Below are 18,914 nucleotides of genomic sequence, written 5' to 3' on the forward strand. Positions count from 1 at the left end.
AGGGCCAGTGGGAGTGACGGCCCGGCAGGACGCGGGCCGAGGGTCCGCGCCCCGAGGGGGCGAGGGTCCCCTCGCGGTGCGACAGGGGACGGCGGGGGGCGCGTGTGCGGCGCACTTCCCGCCCCGTGGCCCGCACGGCGCTACGTGCCCCGTAACCCGCACGGCGCTACGTGCCCCGTGACCCGCACGGCGCTACGTGCCCCACGGCCCGCGCGGCGCTGCGTGCCCCGTCTTACCGTCCGGATGACGATCGTCCCGCTCACGTCTCGCACGGTGAGTCCAGTACGTCGCCGAGCAGCTCACCGGCTACCCCGCCACGCAGCATGGCTGGGTCCAGTCCTACGGCACCCGCTACGTCCGCCCACCGCGCCCCGACAAACTCGGGAGCCCGCGCCTCGCTCACCGCCATGACTCACGCAGGTCTTGAGGTGCTGCTGGCGCATGCAGAGGGCGACCGTCCTGCTCGCCGTGGAGGGCGGTGCAGTAGGGGTGGGGGGCGGCCGGGCGTGGCTTCGGGTCAGTGGCGGGTGAGGTGGAGAGGCGTCCGGCGGTCAGCTGGGCGCCCCGGCGTGGGCGGTTCGGTGTCTCATGTGGGGGACGGCTCGGCGGTGGCGGCTCCGGCCGAGCCCCACGGGATGCCGGCGCGTTTTCGCTAGCGGCTTCCGTCATGCCGTTATAGCGTTGTGATCAGCAGTCGTGGTTCCGAAGTTCCGTTCGCCCGTGATCGCCTCACGGGCGTTCTTGCTGTTCAGCGCCTCTCCGGACCAGGGCGATCACCTCCCGGTCGCGCAGCGTGCGTGCCCGGTTTCCCTCAAAGGAGACAGTCATGGCCAAGGGCACAGTGAAGTGGTTCAACAGCGAGAAGGGCTTCGGCTTCATCGAGCAGGAGGGCGGCGGCCCCGACGTCTTCGCCCACTACTCCAACATCGCCAGCCAGGGCTACCGCGAGCTGCAGGAGGGCCAGAAGGTCGAGTTCGACGTCACGCAGGGCCAGAAAGGCCCGCAGGCTGAGAACATCCGCCCCGCCTGATCGCGCCCCGGTGAGGGGGCCCGGCATCCCGGCTTCGGGACGCCGGGCCCCCCTTACCGTCGCACGACGGTTCATCTGACTACGGGGTGCGGCCGGGCGCCGCAGACGCGTCTTACGGCAGGTATGGCGCTGGGCCCTGTGCGACCAGTAGTCGTGGCCTTCGCCTGCGCGAAGTCGAACGCCTCTGGACGTGTCTGAGGCGACCCTCGGCGACAAGCGAGTCCGAGCTCGGCGTGGAGTCAGCGGGTCGAGGTGCGCCTGGCTCGCTACTGCTCGTCGGTGACGTGCCGGCGTCGGCTTCGGCCCATGGCCGCTCTCGCACGTCATGACGCGTTCGCGAAAGACGCGGCATCGATGACGAACCGGTAGCGCACTTCGGAGCGCGGGACTCGCTCAGCTGCCCCAATCCGCGGGAAGGTGGGGTAGGGCTTCCTCCGCCGTGTGACCCCCCGAGCCGGGGCGGAAGCCCGCCCGCGCGCTCTCGTGGAGGTTGGGAGGCGGCGGGCCGCCGGTGAGGGCGGCCCGCCCGGCTCACGGGGTCGGCCGACGGGTCATACCGGGTCGATCACCCAGCGGGACGCCGTGCTGATGGTGGGCTGGAGGACGACCGTGGCCCCCACCTGTCCGTTCGCGTCCAAGTACTTGCCGCTCCAGTTGTGCCGGATGGACTTCGGGCTGCCGGACGTGGTCGTCCACTTCTGGTACGCGCCGCCGTTGCAGGGGAATGTGTAGACGTCCGCGCCGTTCCCGTCGAGGCAGTGGCCCGAAGCCGGGTTCCTGAAGACGCCGCCGCTGATCTGCCACACCTGCTTCGCGCTGCGGTCGCAGGTGCCGAGGACCAGGTCACCCTTGCCGCCCGAAATGTTGACCTGGAGACAGGAGTTGCTGCTGTTGCCGTTGATCACCTGGTAGTTCACGGCCGCCGCCTGGGCCGAGGCCGTGCCGCCCACCAGCAGGGCCGAACCGCATGCGAGCGCCGCGCCCGCGCCCGCGAGTCGGGTGAGGCTTGCCTTGAGTTCCATGGTTGATCCCCTCGTAGTTCAGGTCGTTGGCGTGCTGTCCGTGCCGCCGTCCACGTTGCCGGGTGGCGCCGCTCGGGCACGGTGGTCCCGGAGGAGCCCGGATCCACTGGGCCTTTCCGCTGGACGCGCCGCGTCCGCGGGCTCCGGAGTCCGGACGGTTCCGGAGAGCGGAGCGGGGGAAAGCCGCGTACATGAGGGGACCTGGCTCACCACAAAGCTGGTTCGTCAACCGGTTGCAGCGGTTGCGCACGTCCGCGGGCTCACCGGCCCAGGCGCTGTTGCTGGCCCACGACGAGCACAAGGTCCTCACCCGGTCGTCGCTGTCGGACCTGCTGGCGGGCAAGTTCAGCAGACCGCCCCCCTGGGAGCGGGTCGCAGCCTATGTGACCGCCTGCGTCCGCGCAGCGCACGCCGGTCGGATCGACCTCTCCTGCGAGGAGGAACTCGCGCGGCTGCGGAGCGACCACGCCACGCTCACCGACCTGTTGGAGACCGCTGGCGGAAAGGTCCGCGCGCCGGCTGCCCGCCCTCCGGGCCCGCGCTCCCGTCCGGCGACCTACCGGCTGCCGCCGCGCAACACCCACTTCACCGGCCGCGACGCCACCTTGCGCGAGTTACGGCAGCGCTTGACCTCGGGCGGCGAGGGCGCGATGCAGGTCGTGCACGGGCTGGGCGGCGTCGGCAAGACACAGCTGGCGGTCGAGTACGCCTACCTCTACCGGTCGACATACCGGTTCGTGGCGTTCGTGGACGCCGAGGACCCCGATCTGGTGTCCTCGCAGTTCGCTTCGCTGGCCCGGGAGCTGGGACTGGCGGAGGTGAACGGCGAACAGGTCGTCCCCCGGGTCTACGGCGAACTGCGGCACCACCGGCCCTGGTTGATCATCTTCGACAACGGCGGGAGACCCGGCACGCTCCTGGACGCGCTGCCGTCGGGTGATCTGGGCAGCGGCGGCCACCTCATCGTCACGACCAGGCTGCGCGGCTGGTCGGGCAGAGCCGGCGTCGTCGACCTGGACGTCTTCTCCAGGCAGGAGGCGGTGGAGCTGCTGACCCGGCGGGTGTCCGGCATGACCGCAGCGGTGGCGGACCGGATTGCCGAGCACCTGGGGGACCTGCCGCTGGCACTGGAACAGGCGGCCGGGTACATGGACTACCACCACACCGCGCCCGCGAGGTACCTGGCTCTGCTGGCGTCGCGGCTGGAGGACATGATCGCGCTGGGCGAACTGACCGACCGGCCCGCGGTGGTGGTCGCGACCCTGTGGCAGCTCAACGTGCGCCAGCTGCAGAGCCAGCGGCCGCAGGCCATGCGGCTGCTGGAGTTGTGTGCGCTGCTGGCACCGGAGCCGATCCCGCTGGACCTGTTCGGTGACGGCAAGGAACCGTTGATCGCGGCGGCTGCCGACCCGGTGGCGTGGGACACGACGGTCGGCGCTCTTGCCGGGCTGGGGCTCGCCCGGCGCGGCGCGTCCTCCCTGGTGCTGCACCGCCTGGTGCAGGCCGCCATCCGCGCCACGATGCCGGACGACGTGCGCACCGACGCGCGCACACGGCTGTGCCGGGCGCTGCTCGCGGCCGTGCCGCACGACATCCACGGTGACCCGCAGGCGCCGTCGCGATGGCAGGAACTGCTTCCGCACACGCTCGCGGTGACCAAGGACGAGCCGTCGGCCGAGTGCGCCGCCCAGACGGCGACGCTGCTGCGGCTGGCGTCCGCCTTCCTCCTCTCGATCGGGGAGCACTCGGTGGCACAGCCCCTGTGCGATCGGGCTCTCGCGATCGACGAATCGCTCGGACAGCGGGACGCGGAGATCGGCTTCGACCTGATCACCCTGGCGCAGATCCACCGGGACCGCGGCGCTCCGGAGCGGGCGCGTCCGCTGGCGGAACGTGCGCTTGGCCTGCACGAGTCCTGTCTGCCGGCGGACAGTCCCGCCATCGCGACGGACCTGGCCACCCTGGCCCGGATCCGCCACCTCCTCGGTGATCACGAGGCGGCGGTGCCCCTGGCCGAGCGGGCGTTGCGGATCGACGAGGCGGCGTACGGGCCGGACGACCCGTACGTGAGCTTCGACCTGATAGCCCTGGCCAGTGTCCACCTCGACCTGGACGAGCACGCCGTGGCCGTGCCCTTGATCTCCCGGGCGTTAAGGATCCGCGAGGCCAGTTACGCGCCGGACCACCTGTACATCGGGTACGCCCTGCTGCTCAAGGCCAGGGCCGTGCACGCGCTGGGCGACCCGACCGCGGCGGCCCTCGCGCGCAGGGGCGCACTGATCCTGAACAGCCGGCTGGGCACGTCCCATCCCAAGACGGAGGATGCCCTCGCTCTGGCCAAGCGCTTGCTGGAAGGCGGCAATTGCCGCGAACACGGGGAACGCTCCGCGGCCGCTCAGGCTCACGACACGGACGCCGCCGCGCCGGTCCCGGGCTCGCGTCCGTCACGGGCGCCGGGGCGGTGACGTGAGCCGTCGCGGGCGGTGACGTGCGGGGGGGGCCTTCCGAGACGGGGTGATGGAGCCGCGGATCGTGGAGGCCGGGACGCCCCCCGTCGCGCGCTGCCTACAGTCGAGGGATGGGCGCCGGTGCCCTGGTGGGGGAAGGTCGTCGCGGTGGCCGGCACGCGCGCTCCTTGGTGTGCGCTCGCGGTACGGCGCGAGCTCGTCGACAACCGCCCCAAGGCGATCGAACCCAAGCAGAGTGACACCGTTGAGGACGTGCGCTTCCGCCGACGTCTTCGCTCGATCCTGGAGCGGCTCCGATCCCGGCCACCCCTCCTGGCTCTCAAGGGGACATCCGCGCCCTGGAAGCCGGGCCTGGCTCGCACCTCGAGGCTCGACGAGGCCACGCGATAGACGAAGGGCGCGGCGTGATCATCGCGGTAGCAGGAACGGCCGGCGGCATGGGCCGCACCGTCACCGCGCTCGGCCTCGCCGGCGCAGCCGCCGCGAGCGGGCAGGACACCCTCCTCGTCGGCGGCGATCCATACCAGCACGACGCTGCCGCCGCCACCCGCAGCGTCAGCGAGCCGGCCACCCTTCTGGACCGTACTCCCCCGCTGCGGGTCCTCTCTCTCAACTGGGAGGAGACCGTCCGGTGGGCGCCCGGTGAGCAGAAGCCGGACCAGCTCGGCATCCTCGATCTGTCCAGCGTGGCCCAGGCCGGCGGAGCCGGCCTGGGCGCTGGGCGAGTACGCGCAGCGGGTGATGACGCCGGTCGGGCCCCCCGCCCTGGCGGGCGTGCGGCTGAGGACCGCGCTCAGCCCGCCGACCCGCTGTCTGAGCCGGGCGGGTTCAGACCTCCCCGCGCCACGCGCCGGTCTCAGCGCCGCGGGACTCGATGAACCTCTTGAAGCGCTTCAGGTCCCCGGTGGCCTGCCGCTTGACGAAGCCGAGCTTGTCCCCGACGGTCTCGGCCAGGCCCTCCGGCTCGTAGTCGAGCTGCAGCATGATCTTGGTCGTCTGGTCGTCGATGTAGTGGAAGGTGACGACGCCGGCCTGGTGGGCCTCACCGCCCACCGACGTCCAGGCCACCCGCTCGTCCGGGATCTGCTCGGTGATCTCCGCGTCGAACTCCCGCTCCACCCCACCGATCTTCGTCTTCCAGTGCGTGAGCGTGTCCGTGCGCTGCTCGATCCGCTCGACACCATCCATGAACTGCGGAAAGTCCTCGAACTGCGTCCACTGGTTGTACGCCGCGCTGACGGGCACGTGGACCTCGATGGATTCCTCAACCTGCGACATGGTCGCCCCTCTCCAAGAACCGTGACGTCTCTCGCCGAAAGCCGGGTTTCCAGCTCTGCCAGCAGTCATGCTTCCGATTCATCCGTCTCGCAGCCGCCGCCTGAGCGGCAAGGCCGGCAGTGTCGGCTCCTCCCGGAGAAGGCGCAGGCTCCGATGGGCAAGAGCCCCTGCGTACGGCAGGTGCCTACCGATGAACCACGACAGGTCCGAGCGGCGCCCAGGAGTCCGAAAGACCTCGCTCGCCTGCTCGCTCGTCCGGATGAACGCGGCGGAAACCGGAATGGCGAACCGTTCCACCAGGACAAAACGGACGACCAGCGTCTCTTGGTGCCGGCCGTCCGTAGCCTGCTCTGAGCCGACGAGCGTCGGAAAGTCTGTCTCTCCGCCAGTCAGTCACCCGTGATCGGCCAGGGGTCGGCAACGCTGAGCTGTCCGGACTTTGCGGCGTCGCTGCCCGCATCTGGGAGGCAGTGACGGCGAGTTCGTGTGTGGGGCAACTGTAGGCTCGTGCTCTCGGTTGTTGGGTAGATCGGCGCCGGGCTGACTGGTATGTCGCCTGCCGGCCTGCGCGTTCCAGTCTCTGTGGAGTGAGGAGAACTGATGGAGTCGGCAGAGATTCGCCGCCGTTGGCTGAGCTTTTTCGAGGAGCGCAAGCACACCGTCGTCCCTTCGGCCACACTCATCGCTGATGATCCCACGCTGCTGCTGGTCAACGCTGGCATGGTGCCGTTCAAGCCTTACTTCCTGGGTGAAGTCAAGCCCGAGTTCACCCGAGCCACCAGCGTGCAGAAGTGTGTGCGTACTCCGGACATCGAGGAGGTCGGTAAGACCACCCGGCATGGCACGTTCTTTCAGATGTGCGGCAACTTCTCCTTCGGCGACTACTTCAAGGAAGGTGCCATCAAACTGGCCTGGGAGCTGCTGACCACATCGGTGGAGCAGGGTGGGTACGGGCTTGAGCCGGAGAAGCTGTGGATCACGGTCTATGAGCAGGATGAAGAGGCCGAGCGGATCTGGCGCGACGTGGTCGGCGTGCCCGTCGAACGCATTCAGCGTCTGGGTATGGGCCCCAACTTCTGGTCGATGGGTGTCCCCGGTCCGTGTGGTCCGTCCTCGGAGATCAATTACGACCGTGGTCCGGAGTTCGGTGTCGAGGGTGGTCCGGCCGTCAACGACGAGCGGTACGTGGAAATCTGGAACCTCGTCTTCATGCAGTACAAACGGGGTGAAGGCTCGGGCAAGGACGACTTCCCGATCCTGGGTGACCTGCCGGCGAAGAACATCGACACGGGCCTCGGTCTGGAGCGTCTGGCGATGATCCTCCAGGGTGTCCACAACATGTATGAAACGGACACGCTCAAAGTCGTCATCGACAAGGCCACGGAGCTGACCGGCGTCGCCTACGGCAAGGTCCACGACAGCGACGTGTCGCTGCGTGTGGTCGCCGACCATATGCGTACCTCCGTGATGCTCATCGGCGACGGCGTCACCCCCGGCAACGAGGGCCGCGGATACGTGCTGCGCCGCATCATGCGCCGTGCGGTCCGCAACATGCGCCTGCTCGGAGCGACCGGCCCGGTCGTGCAGCAGCTCGTCGATGTGGTGATCGACACGATGGGCGAGCAGTACCCGGAGCTGGTCACCGACCGCCAGCGCATCGAGGCCATCGCGCTGGCGGAGGAGGCGGCGTTCCTGAAGGCCCTCAAGGGTGGCACGAACATCCTCGACACCGCTGTGACCGAGACGAAGGCTGCCGGCGGCACGGTCCTGCCCGGTGACAAGGCGTTCCTGCTCCACGACACGTGGGGTTTTCCGATCGACCTGACCCTGGAGATGGCCGCCGAGCAGGGCTTGTCGGTGGACGAGGACGGTTTCCGCCGGCTGATGAAGGAGCAGCGGGAGCGGGCCAAGGCCGACGCGAAGGCCAAGAAGACCGGCCACGCCGACGTCACCGCCTACAGGGAGATCGCCGATTCGAGCGGCGCTACCCAGTTCACCGGCTACACCGACAGCGAGGGCGAGACCACCGTCGTCGGCCTCCTGGTCAACGGTGTCCCTACGCCCGCCGCCTCCGAGGGTGATGAGGTCGAGGTCGTCCTGGACCGCACCCCGTTCTATGCCGAGGGCGGTGGTCAGCTGGCCGACCAGGGCCGGATCACACTGCACTCCGGCGCGGTCGTGGAGATTCGCGACGTCCAGCAGCCAGTCCCCGGTGTCTATGTGCACAAGGGATCGGTCCAGGTCGGTGAGGTGACCCTGGGCGCGACCGCCTACGCCGCCATCGACGTGCGTCGCCGCCGGGCCATCGCCCGCGCGCACAGCGCCACCCACCTCACCCACCAGGCTCTGCGTGACGCGCTGGGTCCCACAGCCGCCCAGGCCGGGTCGGAGAACTCCCCGGGCCGTTTCCGCTTCGACTTCGGCTCGCCCAACGCCGTCCCGGGCACGGTCCTGACCGACGTCGAGCAGAAGATCAACGAGGTCCTCGCGCGCGAGCTCGAGGTGCATGCCGAGGTCATGCCGATCACTGAGGCCAAGCGGCAGGGCGCCATCGCCGAGTTCGGCGAGAAGTACGGCGAGCAGGTCCGCGTTGTCACCATCGGTGACTTCTCCAAGGAGCTGTGCGGCGGCACGCACGTCCACAACACCGCGCAGCTCGGCCTGGTCAAGCTGCTCGGCGAGTCGTCCATCGGTTCGGGCGTGCGCCGTATCGAGGCCCTTGTCGGTGTCGATGCGTACAACTTCCTGGCCCGCGAGCACACGGTGGTCGCCCAGCTTCAGGAGCTGGTCAAGGGCCGCGCCGAGGAGCTGCCGGAGAAGATCTTCGCCATGCTCGGCAAGCTGAAGGACGCCGAGAAGGAAATCGAGAAGTACCGCGCGGAGAAAGTCCTCCAGGCCGCCGCAGCTCTCGCCGACTCCGCCAAGGACGTGCATGGCGTCGCTGTGGTCGCCGCGCGGGTCGCCGACGGCGTGGGCACGGACGAGCTACGCATGCTGGTCCTGGATGTGCGTGCCCGTCTGGGCTCGCGCCCGGCCGTCGTCTCTGCCTTCACCGTGGCGCACGGCCGTCCGCTGACCGTGATCGCTACCAACGAGGCCGCTCGCGAGCACGGTTTGAAGGCCGGCGAGCTGGTCCGGACCGCGGCTGAGACCCTGGGTGGTGGTGGCGGTGGCAAGCCGGACGTCGCCCAGGGTGGCGGCCAGAATCCGCAGGCCATCGGCGACGCCATCGCCGCCGTTGAACGGTTCGTCACCGAGACCGCCGCATAAGGTGCCACGGTCCTCCGGAGGCCCCGGTGGGTCAGCAGAGGAACACCTCAACACGCCGCGTTTCGGGTGCGCTCACCAGAGGAGTCCGGTGGGCGCACCCGAACAGGCCGTGTTCTTGCTCCGAGGCTGCCCCGGCTCACCGGCCCTGGGCCGCTGACGAGCGGGCCGTGCGGCCTCAGGACGCCGGGTCGGCCGCCGAATCGAGGACCTTGACGATCCAGGCCTCAAGGTCGCACTCGAGGCCAGCGGCTGCCGTCTTCCACCGCGACTTCTGGTCCTGGGAGATCTGCAGTTTGATGCTGTCCACGGCTGCGGGGACTTCTTCCGTGCCTGTCTGGGCGAGCTTCAGTCGTTGGCGGAGTTCGTTCCGCGACCAGTTGCCCTCCTCGGCCCTTGCCAGCCATTTGTCCTGCTCGTCCTCAGACAGTGCGGCCACCTCGGCGTGGTGTTGGAAGCTCAGGGCATTCCGTCGCCGGGACGCCGGAAACTTCCGTGCGATCCAGGCGTAGTTACGCAGCGTCTGGTAGTCGAGCGAGGTCTCAGCGATGGCACGGCGGTATCGCTCGGGGAACCTGTTCCGACCGTAGATAAGCCAGTCGCCCAGCCACCACGTTGACGAGTCGGAAATTCGGGAGAGTTTCTGACCAATTTCCTTCCACGATTCCAACTCCAGTCGCGGCGGCAGCGACAGCGAGGTGCGGAACGTCATGACCTGACCCTCGATGGGCCGCCCTCCTGCCCCCGACCGGACGGAGGTCTGGTTGCCGATACTTCTCGCGGTGCGCGTATCGGCATGCGGCAGAGTATGGTTCGACGCCCTTCGAGGCTTGGTTATTCGCGACATCTGTGTCTTTCGTCCTTCCTGATTGTCGCGTCGGTCGATTCCTCGTTCTCGTCGTGTACTAAGTGTGGGCAAAGCCTGGGGCGATGCGAGAGTCACTCACAGGTCCACGGACGTGCATTCGTCCAGCCGCCACCCCGCGAAGTAACCTGCCCCTGCGAGCACCCGGCCCATCAGCTGCCCCACCATGTCCCTGGCGTTCTCTCCGTCATGGGCGCGGACGAAGAATATGATGCTGAGAAGCCGGTGCTCCTCTTCCACCGTCAGATGCTCAAGACAGTCACGGGAGCCGGCGCACGCCCAGATGATGTCCTCGGCGACCGCAGGGTTGAGATGGAACCTCGCGGCGTGTATTGCGGGAACCATCCGCACGAACACCGGCATCATGGCTAATGACTCCTTGTCATCCCCAACCGAATCCGTCTGCCAGAACGACGGGCTTGTCGGGGGACGTCGCGCTCGGGTGCGCCACCGCTTCCGCGCCGACGGCGACGGCGGCGACCACGGTCAGTGCGAGCATGAAAGTTCCGACAAGGGTCAGAAGGCGGGACATGAAAAGGCTCCTCCAGTTGAGGGAAGGGATGCAACCGTTCGATCGCCGACCCGGCCGATCGAGCGATGAGACGAGTCTGTCCGCTGAGTGCCCACCGCTGAAGACCCTGCCGGTGGCATCAACTTCCTGCGTCTCTTGGTGCCAATCCAAACAGCCCCCACACCCGCCCGGACCTGCATGTTCAGCAGCTTGGCACGCACCTGCCAGGACACGAGTTGCCACATGGGAAGCCCTCAACCAGTCTGGCCGACTGTCGAGTTCGGGTGGAATGGCGCGGTTCGCCGGATTGGACCGATGAGGCACAACATGTGTTCAGCCTGCTGGGCGATCCTGCGCTCGGACCCGAGGTCGTGTACGCCGACTTGGACGCGTCTGTGCCCCCAGGGTCTCTGGTACACGCCGGCGAGGTCGGCCGGCGGCCCGCCCGGCCCATACACGAGAGGAACCTGCCGCGCCGACCCACCGACCCAACAAAGTGCACAATACAGCTATTTTTTTCATCGTCTGACCCTGCGTTGGTTGATCGGTTGTCCGTGATCAGTCATCATCACGGTATGGACCGATGACCAAGTGATTGCATGCGGATTCGGCGACAGCGGTTGCTGCCACGGAGTCCTCGCCCCCACGACAGTTGCCCCACCTCTGACGGATAAGGCGAAACAATGCTTGAAGCCCTCGGCTTAGACCCCGCAGCTGAGGTTGTCTACTGTTCACTCCTCGATTCACCACGATTGAGCATCGAGGAACTGTGTCACCGTTCGGGTCTCACCGAGAACTCCGTACGGGAGGCCCTCGACAAACTCGCCAGAATGTACCTGCTCCGCCCTGCCGAACCCGGGTCCGGCAGATTGCGCCTGGTCGATCCCGCCACCAGTCTCAGCGCCCTGCACTCACGTCGAGCGGCGGCCCTGGCTCGCCAGCAGAAGGAACTCGACGACGCCCGGCAGTCGATCACCCTGCTGGCCTCGGAATACGGCAGCTCCCGCCGGGACTTCGTACCCGAACTCGCCGAACGCCTCGTCGGCCTCGACATGGTCCGTGAGCGCTTGGCCGAACTGGCCGAGAACGCCAAGGAGGAGTGCCTGTCGTTCATGCTCGGAGGCCCGCAGAAGCCCGAGGACATGGAGGCGAGCAAGCCGCTGGACCAGGTTGCCCTGGAGCGGGGCGTGTCCCTCCGCAGTGTCTACCAGGACAGTTTGCGCAACGACGCCGCTACCACGCGCTACGTGCAGTGGCTATCCTCCCTGGGTGCTGCGAACCGCACCGTGCCCAGCCTGCCGATGCGGCTGGTGATCGTGGACCGCAAGGTCGCCCTCGTCCCGATGGTGCATCGCGACGCCGCTCAGGGGGCCCTCGTCCTGTACAGCGAGGGAGCCGTCATGGCGATGGTCGCCTTGTTCGAGGAGGTCTGGCGGCGCGCGACGCCCTGGGGCACTCCCCTGCGCAAGGACCAGCGTGGTCTGACCCCGCAGGAACGCGAGCTGCTCCGCCTTCTCAGCGAGGGCAACACGGATGAGATGGCCGCCCGTCAGCTGGGTGTCTCCCTGCGTACGGTGCGCCGGCTGGCCGCCGACCTGATGACCCGCCTCGAAGCACGCAGCCGCTTTGAAGCCGGTGTGCTGGCCACCCGTGAAGGCTGGATCTGAGTCGATGGTGTGAGGCCGGAAGCGTCGATCGGGGCCGGAAGCCTCCATGGTGAAAGGCCGGGAGCACGGCCGTCGGACCGCCGTCCAGCGGTCACGATGCCCGTGCTCCCGGCCCTTGGGAACTTTCTCCCCTGCCACACGGTCAGGACCGGCCGGGGCGACGCCCGGCGAGCAGTCCCCCCGGCGACATCTCACGCAACGAAGGCTTCCTCCCAGGTGGCGTTGAGAACGGACTCCCACCGTTCCTCAGCCGGAACCACGACGCGCCGGGTCTGCAGGCTCACGGCCATCAGGGTGCCGTCCGGAGTCCAGAGCCGACCGGACTCCAACGTCCAGCCCGCGCCGGCCTGTTCCGTCCGCACCTCGATGAGCGCCCATCCGTCAAGAGAACGTTCGGCGATCCGATCGGTGAACCGGACGGAGATCTCCGCCGAGGGAATCGGGAGCGGCCGGTCGAGCACCCCGTACAGCGCAGGCGGCATTGAATCGAGGAGCACCACTGCGGCCTCGGCCGGTTCCAGTTCGAGGTCTTTCAATCGGATCCACGCGCTGAGCCGAGCGTCGTCACCGCCTTCGAGGGTCCGGACGCCGGGGTCCATCCGGATCTCCAGGTGCCGGTCGAACCGGACAAGGCCCTCTGGCAGCTCCAACGGCGCGCAGTCCTTGACGGGCGGAACGCACGGATACCGGTGCCCTCGATAGTGCCCGATGTGCGTGTCCTCGGCGTCGCCGAACAGACTGGTCACCGTGACTGCGGGAACACCGGCCTGACGCATCATCGAACGGACGACAACACTCGACAGGTTCTGTTGTTCGGTCTTCGCCGACAGATGCAACGCGCCGGTTGTCACCGGCGAGAGGAACGAGGCGTGCAGGGACCGGGGAAGCATGGATCCGGTCCGCCGGGCGGCGTGCCGGAGGGCGATCGCGGCGAGCAGGCCGCCGTGCGCGGAGTGCCAGGACCACCAACTGGGGTCCAGAGGCGGCAGGTTGATGTCACTGTTGGCCCAAGTCGCCATGTGTGGCTCCTTCGCTCGTGAGATGTCGCTCTACCGTTCGTGATACGCGGGCGTCTGGTGCGACAGCCCTGCGTGGGCATCGATGAGGGCGAGGATCTCGCCCGGGGTGGCGGGAACAGCCGGCACCGCCTCGGATCCGCCGCCGCTCGCTGCGGTACGGGCCATGAGCCACAGTGACAGCATCGAGCGCAGCCGCAGTTCGACCTCCGTGTGCTCTTCCGCCCCGGGAGAGTGCCGGGACAGAAGCGTTTCGAGCCGATCGATCTCCTCGACGACGGATCGGCCGCCGGGCGTCGAGACCAGAACGTCGTGTTCTTGGGTGTCGGTGGTTTGGTGGTGGGGGGTGAGTTGTTCGGTGAGGTGGGTGGCGATGGCTTGGGGGTTGGGGTGGTCGAAGACGAGTGCGGGAGAGAGTCGCAGGCCGGTGGTGGTGTTGAGTCGGTTGCGGAGTTCGACGGCGGTCAGGGAGTCGAATCCGAGGTCCTTGAAGGGCCGGTCGGCCGGGATGGTTGTGGTGTCGGTGTGGCCCAGGACCGCGGCGACGGTGGAGCGGACCAGTTCCAGTGCGGCTTCGTAGCGTTCGGCGTGTGGGAGCGTGCGGAGAGTGTCGGCCTGGTGGGTGTGTGCAGGAGTGGTGGTTGCGGCGCGGCGCCGGCGGGGTGTGAGGGTTCGTAGCAGGGCGGGCAGGTTGTCGGGGTCTGCGGTGCGCAGGGCGGCTCGGTCGAGTGCGGCGGGGACCAGGTGGGGCCGGTCGGTGCGCAGGGCTGTGTCCAGGAGTGCCAGGCCGGTTGTGGTGGGCAGGGCCTTGATGCCGGAGCGGGCCAGGCGGGCTCGTTCGGTGGTGCCGAGTTGGCCGGTCATGCCGCTGTCCTGGTCCCACAGGCCCCAGGCCAGTGCGTGGGTGGGGAGTCCTTGCGCGTGGCGGTGGGCGGCGAGGGTGTCGAGGAAGGTGTTGGCCGCGGCGTAGCTGCTCTGTCCGGCGTTGCCGATCACTCCGGCGATCGAGGAGAAGAGTACGAATGCCTTCAGGGGCATGGCCTGGGTGTGCTGGTGCAGGTTCCAGGCAGCGTCGATCTTGGGCCGCAGGACGTTGCGCAGTCGGCCGGGGGTCTGTGCTTCCACCAGTCCGTCGTCCAGGACGCCGGCCGCGTGGATCACCGCGGTCAGGGGATGCTCCGCCGGGACGAGGGCGAGTGCCGCGGTGAGGCTGTCAGGGTCGGCGACGTCACAGGCGGCGAAACGGACCTGTGCACCGCAGGCAGCGAGTTCGGCTGCCAGGTCACCGGCTCCGGGGGCGTCCGCGCCGCGCCGGGAGGCGAGCAGCAGATGCCGTACTCCGTGCGTGCGGACCAGATGCCGGGCCACCACAGTCCCCAGAGTGCCGGAGGCGCCGGTCACCATCACCGTGCCCCCGGGATCCAGCGACACACTGCCGTCTCCGCCGGGCACGGAGGCCAGGCGGGGCGTCAGTACTTCCCCGCCACGGACGGCCAGCTGGTCTTCCGCGGCATGCCAGATCTCGTGCGGGACCGTCTCATGCGAGGCGGGGCCGAGGTCCACCAGGGTGAAACGACCGGGATGCTCCGATTGCGCGGTACGTACCAGACCCCAGACCGGGGCGGTGCCCAGGTCCAGCAGGCCGGGCTCTTCACCGCCGACGGCAACGGCACCGCGGGTGACCAGGACAAGCCGTGAAGCAGCCAGCCGATCTTCGGCCAGCCAGTCCTGGACCAGGCCCAGTACCTCACCGGCTGCCTGGTGCGCCCGCTCCACGACAGGACTGTCCGCAGGGCCGGCCTCGATCATCGTGATGACGGCGTCCGGCACGGGTGCGCCCGAGGCCGTGTCCGAGATCAGCTGACCGAGATCGTCGAACCGCTGCGCATCGGGCAGCCACGACAGCCCGTCACCGAGCACCGCGACCGAACCGGCCCGGCTGTGCGGCACGGGAGCGGTCCACGGCACCCACTCCACCGCGAACAACCCACCACCCGCACCAGCCGCAGCCGGCGCGGCCTCGGCCACCGGACGGGTGAGAAGGTTTCCGGCGGTGACGACGGGGTTGCCCGTCATGTCTTGAGCTGTCATCCGGCCGTCGTCGCTCCACGTCACGCGCAGCGCCCGCGACCCGGTCGCGTGTACTTCGACGTCCTTCCATGCGAACGGCAGCACAAGCCCGTCCCCGGATACCACCGAGGCGAACGCCAGCGGGTGGAGTGCCGCGTCGAGCAGCGCCGGGTGGATCCCGAACCGTTCGGCGTCCGCCCACAGTTCCTCCGGCAGCTCCACCTCGGCGAACCACTCCTCACCACGCCGCCACAGAGCACGCACCCCCTGGAACGCCGACCCGTACTCGTAACCCGCCTCCGCCAGCATCGGATAGATCTCATCGACGACCTGCGGCTCGGCACCCTCCGGCGGCCACACCACCGACGTTTCCGCCGCCGCGGTCGGGGCCCCGGCGTCGAGCCGGCCCCGGGCGTGCAGGGCCCAGGCCTCCGTCTCCTCTGAGTCTTCTGGCTGCGAGTAGATGCTCACCTCGCGGCTGCCGGCCTGGTCCGGCACGCCCACGGTCACCTGCAGTCGCACACCACCTACCGCGGGAAGCTCCAGCGGCGCCTCCAGCACCAGCTCCACGACACGGCCCAGGCCGGCGCGTACCCCGACCTCGGATGCCATTTCCACCAGCGCCGCACCCGGTACAAGCACCCGGTCACGCACCGCATGCCCTGCCAGCCACGGCTGGGCGTGCACGTCGAGCCGTCCGCTCACCAGCAGCCCACCGTCCGCAAGCGCCGTCGCCGCGCCGAAGAACGGATGACCGCCCTCGCGTAGTCCCAGCGCCGACACATCCCCCACGTCGAGGGGTGCCTGCAACCAGTACCGCTCCCGCTGGAAAGCGTACGAGGGCAGATCCACCAGCCGGCCACCCGGGAAGAACCCCGACCAGTCGACACCGGCCCCCCGCGCCCACACCTCACCCAGCGCGCCGAGCCACTGCTGTCGGCCGCCTCGGCCGCGACGCAGCGTGCCAGTGGCGATGCCGTTGCGTCCGGCCTCCGTGAGTGCGTCCTGGACTCCCGCCGCGAGCACAGGGTGCGGGCTGCATTCGATGAACACCTCGTGGCCCTGTTCGATCAGGGCGCGCATCACCTGGCCGAACTGGACGGTGTGGCGGAGGTTCCGGTACCAGTATTCCGCGTCGAGCGCGGCCGTATCGTCCAGCCGCCGGCCCGTCAGCGTGGAGTGGAAGGTCACCTGGCAACTGCGCGGCCGGATGTCGGCGAGAAGGCTGAGGAGCTGGTCGCGCAGCGCCTCGACTTGGGGGGAATGGGAGGCGTAGTCGACGGCGACCCGCCGTGCCTCGACGCCCTCCTGCTCGCAGGTGGCTATGAGCGCGTCGAGTGCCTCGGTGCCGCCGGAGACCACGGTCGAGGACGGTCCGTTGACAGCGGCCACGACGGCACGGTCGTGTTCCGGGCCGGTCTGCCGGGCCAGGAGACGCTCGCACACTTCCTGGTGTGGCAGCATCACGGCCACCATGCCGCCCTTCTTCGTCAGCACGGTGAGTGCCTGCGACCGCAGGGCGACGACCTTGGCTGCGTCCTCCAGCGACAGCGCCCCAGCGACCGTCGCCGCCGCGATCTCCCCCTGCGAGTGACCGATGACTGCTGCGGGCTTGACGCCATGCGACTCCCAGAGCGCGGCGAGGGCGACCATCACCGCCCACAGGGCCGGCTGGACGACGTCGACCCGCTCCAGCGACGGGGCGCCGGGCTCTCCCTGGAGAACATCGGTCAGCGACCAGTCCACATACGGCGCGAGGGCGTCCGCGCAGGCGTCCACACGATCACGGAAAACGGCGGAGCTGCCGTAGAGCTCTGTCGCCATGCCCTTCCACTGCGATCCCTGGCCGGGGAAGACGAAGACCGGTTTCGCTCCGAGGTCCGCCACGCCCTGTGCGACGACTCCGTCCCGGCGTGTCGCCGTTGCCCCGGCCACGCCACCGGCCCCCTCGGGTGCCAGGCCCTCCAGCGCGGCCACGAGCCCCCGGGTGTCCGACGCGACGACGACGGCCCGGTGCTCCAGCTCGGCGCGAGCTGCAGCCAGGGTGTGGCCGATGTCGGTGATGCCCGGCGCGCTGTCACCGGTCGCGGTCAGGAACGCGGCGAGCCGTTGTGCCTGTGCTCGCAGTGCTTCCGGGGTCTTCGCGGACAGGACGAGGGGCAGGGGCCCGTCGTCGCTCGTGTCGACCGCGGGGGCGGTGGTTTCCTCGCGGGGGGCTTCCTCCAGGATGACGTGTGCGTTGGTGCCGCTGATACCGAAGGATGACACCGCTGCCCGCCGTGGGGCGTGATCGTCGTTCCACTCGATCTGGTCGGTCAGCAGTCGAACGGCGCCTGCTTCCCAGTCGACGTGCGGGGTGGGTTCGTCCACGTGCAGGGTTCGCGGCAGTATCCCGTGCCGCATGGCCTGGACCATCTTGATGACTCCGCCGACGCCGGCGGCTGCCTGGCTGTGACCGATGTTCGACTTCAGTGAGCCCAGCCACAGGGGCCGCTCCTTCTGCCTCCCCCGGCCATAGGTCGCCAGGAGTGCCTGCGCCTCGATCGGGTCGCCCAGCCGGGTTCCGGTGCCGTGTGCCTCGACCACGTCGATGTCGGTGCCCGCCAGACGGGCGTCCGCCAGGGCTGCCCGGATCACCCTCTCTTGCGCGGGGCCGTTGGGTGCGGTCAGTCCGTTCGACGCGCCGTCCTGGTTCACGGCCGAACCCCGTACGACGGCCAGTACGCGGTGGCCGAGCTTGCGGGCCACCGACAGGCGTTCCACCAGGACCAGGCCCACCCCTTCGGCCCAGCCCGTGCCGTCCGCCGAGGCGGCGAAGGACTTGCACCGTCCGTCCGCCGACAGCCCGCGCTGCCGGGAGAACTCCACGAAGGTACTCGGTCGTGACATGACGGTCACACCGCCCGCGAGTGCCAGCTCACACTCACCGCGTCGCAGCGACTGCACGGCCAGGTGCAAGGCAACCAGAGACGACGAACACGCCGTATCCACCGTCAACGCCGGACCCTCGAACCCGAAGGAATACGCCAGGCGACCGGAGGCAACGCTGGGAATGCTGCCGGTGGACAGATAGCCCTCCAGCTCACCGGGGACCTGCCGCAGGCGTGTTCCGTAATCCGCGTACATGACGCCGGCGAAGACTCCGGTCTGTGAGCCTCGCAGCGTCGCCGGGTCCAGACCCGCGTGTTCGAACGTCTCCCAGGCGGTCTCCAGCAGCAGCCGCTGCTGCGGATCGGTGGCCATTGCCTCGCGCGGGCTCAGGCCGAAGAAGTCCGCGTCGAACTCGGCTGCGTCGTAAAGGAATCCGCCGGACCGGGTGTACGTCCGACCGACCGCCTCCGGGTCGGGGTCGTACAGTCGCTCGACGTCCCAGCCGCGATCTGCCGGAAAGTCTCCGACCGCGTCCACACCGCCGGCCACCAGATCCCACAGGCCCGCCGCATCCCCCACCCCTCCCGGATAACGGCAGGCCATACCCACGATCGCGATCGGTTCGTGCTCGCGCGCTTCCATGTCACGGATGCGCTGCCGGCTCTCGGCCAGCTCGTTCGTCGCCCGCCGGAGGTACGAGCGGATCTTGTCTTCGTTCGTCATGGAGATACGCCTTTCCTGACGGCTGACGTCATGGCCGACGTCGTGCGCAGTGAGCCGAGTGTTGAATGATTCGGAGCCGGGAACGGCGGACTGATCGCCGCCCCGGCGAACCCCGTCGAACGGCAC

At 69.0% G+C, this 18,914-nt stretch carries 11 protein-coding genes and 1 pseudogene; 5 read left to right on the plus strand and 7 right to left on the minus strand.

Features of this window, described 5'->3' with window-relative positions:
• Window positions 1-277: 277 nt before the first annotated feature.
• Together ACZ4VF_RS02270 and ACZ4VF_RS02275 are read left to right on the plus strand one after the other, a co-directional pair.
• A pseudogene (locus ACZ4VF_RS02270) lies at window positions 278-367 on the plus strand (hypothetical protein); the annotation flags it as partial.
• Window positions 368-826: 459 nt separating this feature from the next.
• Complete coding sequence (locus ACZ4VF_RS02275) at window positions 827-1,030, plus strand: cold-shock protein (RefSeq protein ID WP_014670069.1); 204 nt, start codon at window positions 827-829, stop codon at window positions 1,028-1,030.
• Window positions 1,031-1,581: 551 nt separating this feature from the next.
• Here the strand turns inward: ACZ4VF_RS02275 and ACZ4VF_RS02280 are convergent.
• Window positions 1,582-2,052, minus strand: coding sequence for an RICIN domain-containing protein (locus tag ACZ4VF_RS02280; RefSeq protein WP_467922602.1), 471 nt, complete (start codon window positions 2,050-2,052; stop codon window positions 1,582-1,584).
• A gap of 191 nt (window positions 2,053-2,243) precedes the next feature.
• On the opposite strand from ACZ4VF_RS02280, the gene fxsT reads away from it, so the two are divergent.
• Entirely contained in the window at window positions 2,244-4,517 is a 2,274-nt protein-coding gene (gene fxsT / locus ACZ4VF_RS02285) for an FxSxx-COOH system tetratricopeptide repeat protein (protein ID WP_467922603.1), read from the plus strand.
• 831 nt (window positions 4,518-5,348) lie between these two features.
• On the opposite strand, the gene ACZ4VF_RS02290 is transcribed toward fxsT, so the two are convergent.
• Window positions 5,349-5,798: an SRPBCC family protein gene (locus tag ACZ4VF_RS02290; protein WP_467922604.1), complete on the minus strand. Its 450-nt coding sequence runs from the start codon at window positions 5,796-5,798 to the stop codon at window positions 5,349-5,351.
• A 600-nt stretch (window positions 5,799-6,398) separates the two neighbouring features.
• Between ACZ4VF_RS02290 and alaS the strand changes: the two genes are divergently transcribed.
• On the plus strand, window positions 6,399-9,068 hold the full coding sequence (gene alaS, locus ACZ4VF_RS02295) for an alanine--tRNA ligase (protein ID WP_467922605.1): 2,670 nt from the start codon (window positions 6,399-6,401) through the stop codon (window positions 9,066-9,068).
• 175 nt (window positions 9,069-9,243) lie between these two features.
• Here alaS and ACZ4VF_RS02300 read toward each other — a convergent pair whose 3' ends face one another.
• From ACZ4VF_RS02300 to ACZ4VF_RS02310, 3 genes are all read right to left on the minus strand, one after another.
• Complete coding sequence (locus tag ACZ4VF_RS02300; RefSeq protein ID WP_467922607.1) at window positions 9,244-9,777, minus strand: LmbU family transcriptional regulator; 534 nt, start codon at window positions 9,775-9,777, stop codon at window positions 9,244-9,246.
• Between the two features lie 231 nt (window positions 9,778-10,008).
• Complete coding sequence (locus ACZ4VF_RS02305) at window positions 10,009-10,296, minus strand: hypothetical protein (protein WP_467922609.1); 288 nt, start codon at window positions 10,294-10,296, stop codon at window positions 10,009-10,011.
• A 16-nt stretch (window positions 10,297-10,312) separates the two neighbouring features.
• Entirely contained in the window at window positions 10,313-10,462 is a 150-nt protein-coding gene (locus ACZ4VF_RS02310; RefSeq protein ID WP_467922610.1) for a hypothetical protein, read from the minus strand.
• 731 nt (window positions 10,463-11,193) lie between these two features.
• Here ACZ4VF_RS02310 and ACZ4VF_RS02315 point away from each other — a divergent pair.
• Window positions 11,194-12,108 (plus strand): helix-turn-helix transcriptional regulator, encoded by a 915-nt coding sequence (locus ACZ4VF_RS02315; RefSeq protein ID WP_467922611.1) that lies wholly within the window; start codon window positions 11,194-11,196, stop codon window positions 12,106-12,108.
• 191 nt (window positions 12,109-12,299) lie between these two features.
• On the opposite strand, the gene ACZ4VF_RS02320 is transcribed toward ACZ4VF_RS02315, so the two are convergent.
• A complete protein-coding gene (locus ACZ4VF_RS02320) occupies window positions 12,300-13,127 on the minus strand; it encodes an acyl-CoA thioesterase (protein ID WP_467922613.1) in 828 nt (275 codons plus the stop codon).
• A gap of 30 nt (window positions 13,128-13,157) precedes the next feature.
• Window positions 13,158-18,914 carry a type I polyketide synthase gene (locus ACZ4VF_RS02325; protein WP_467922614.1) on the minus strand — a complete coding sequence of 1,919 codons (5,757 nt, stop codon included), beginning with the start codon at window positions 18,912-18,914 and terminating at the stop codon, window positions 13,158-13,160.

The sequence above is a fragment of the Streptomyces sp. NPDC029151 genome, assembly GCF_055564315.1.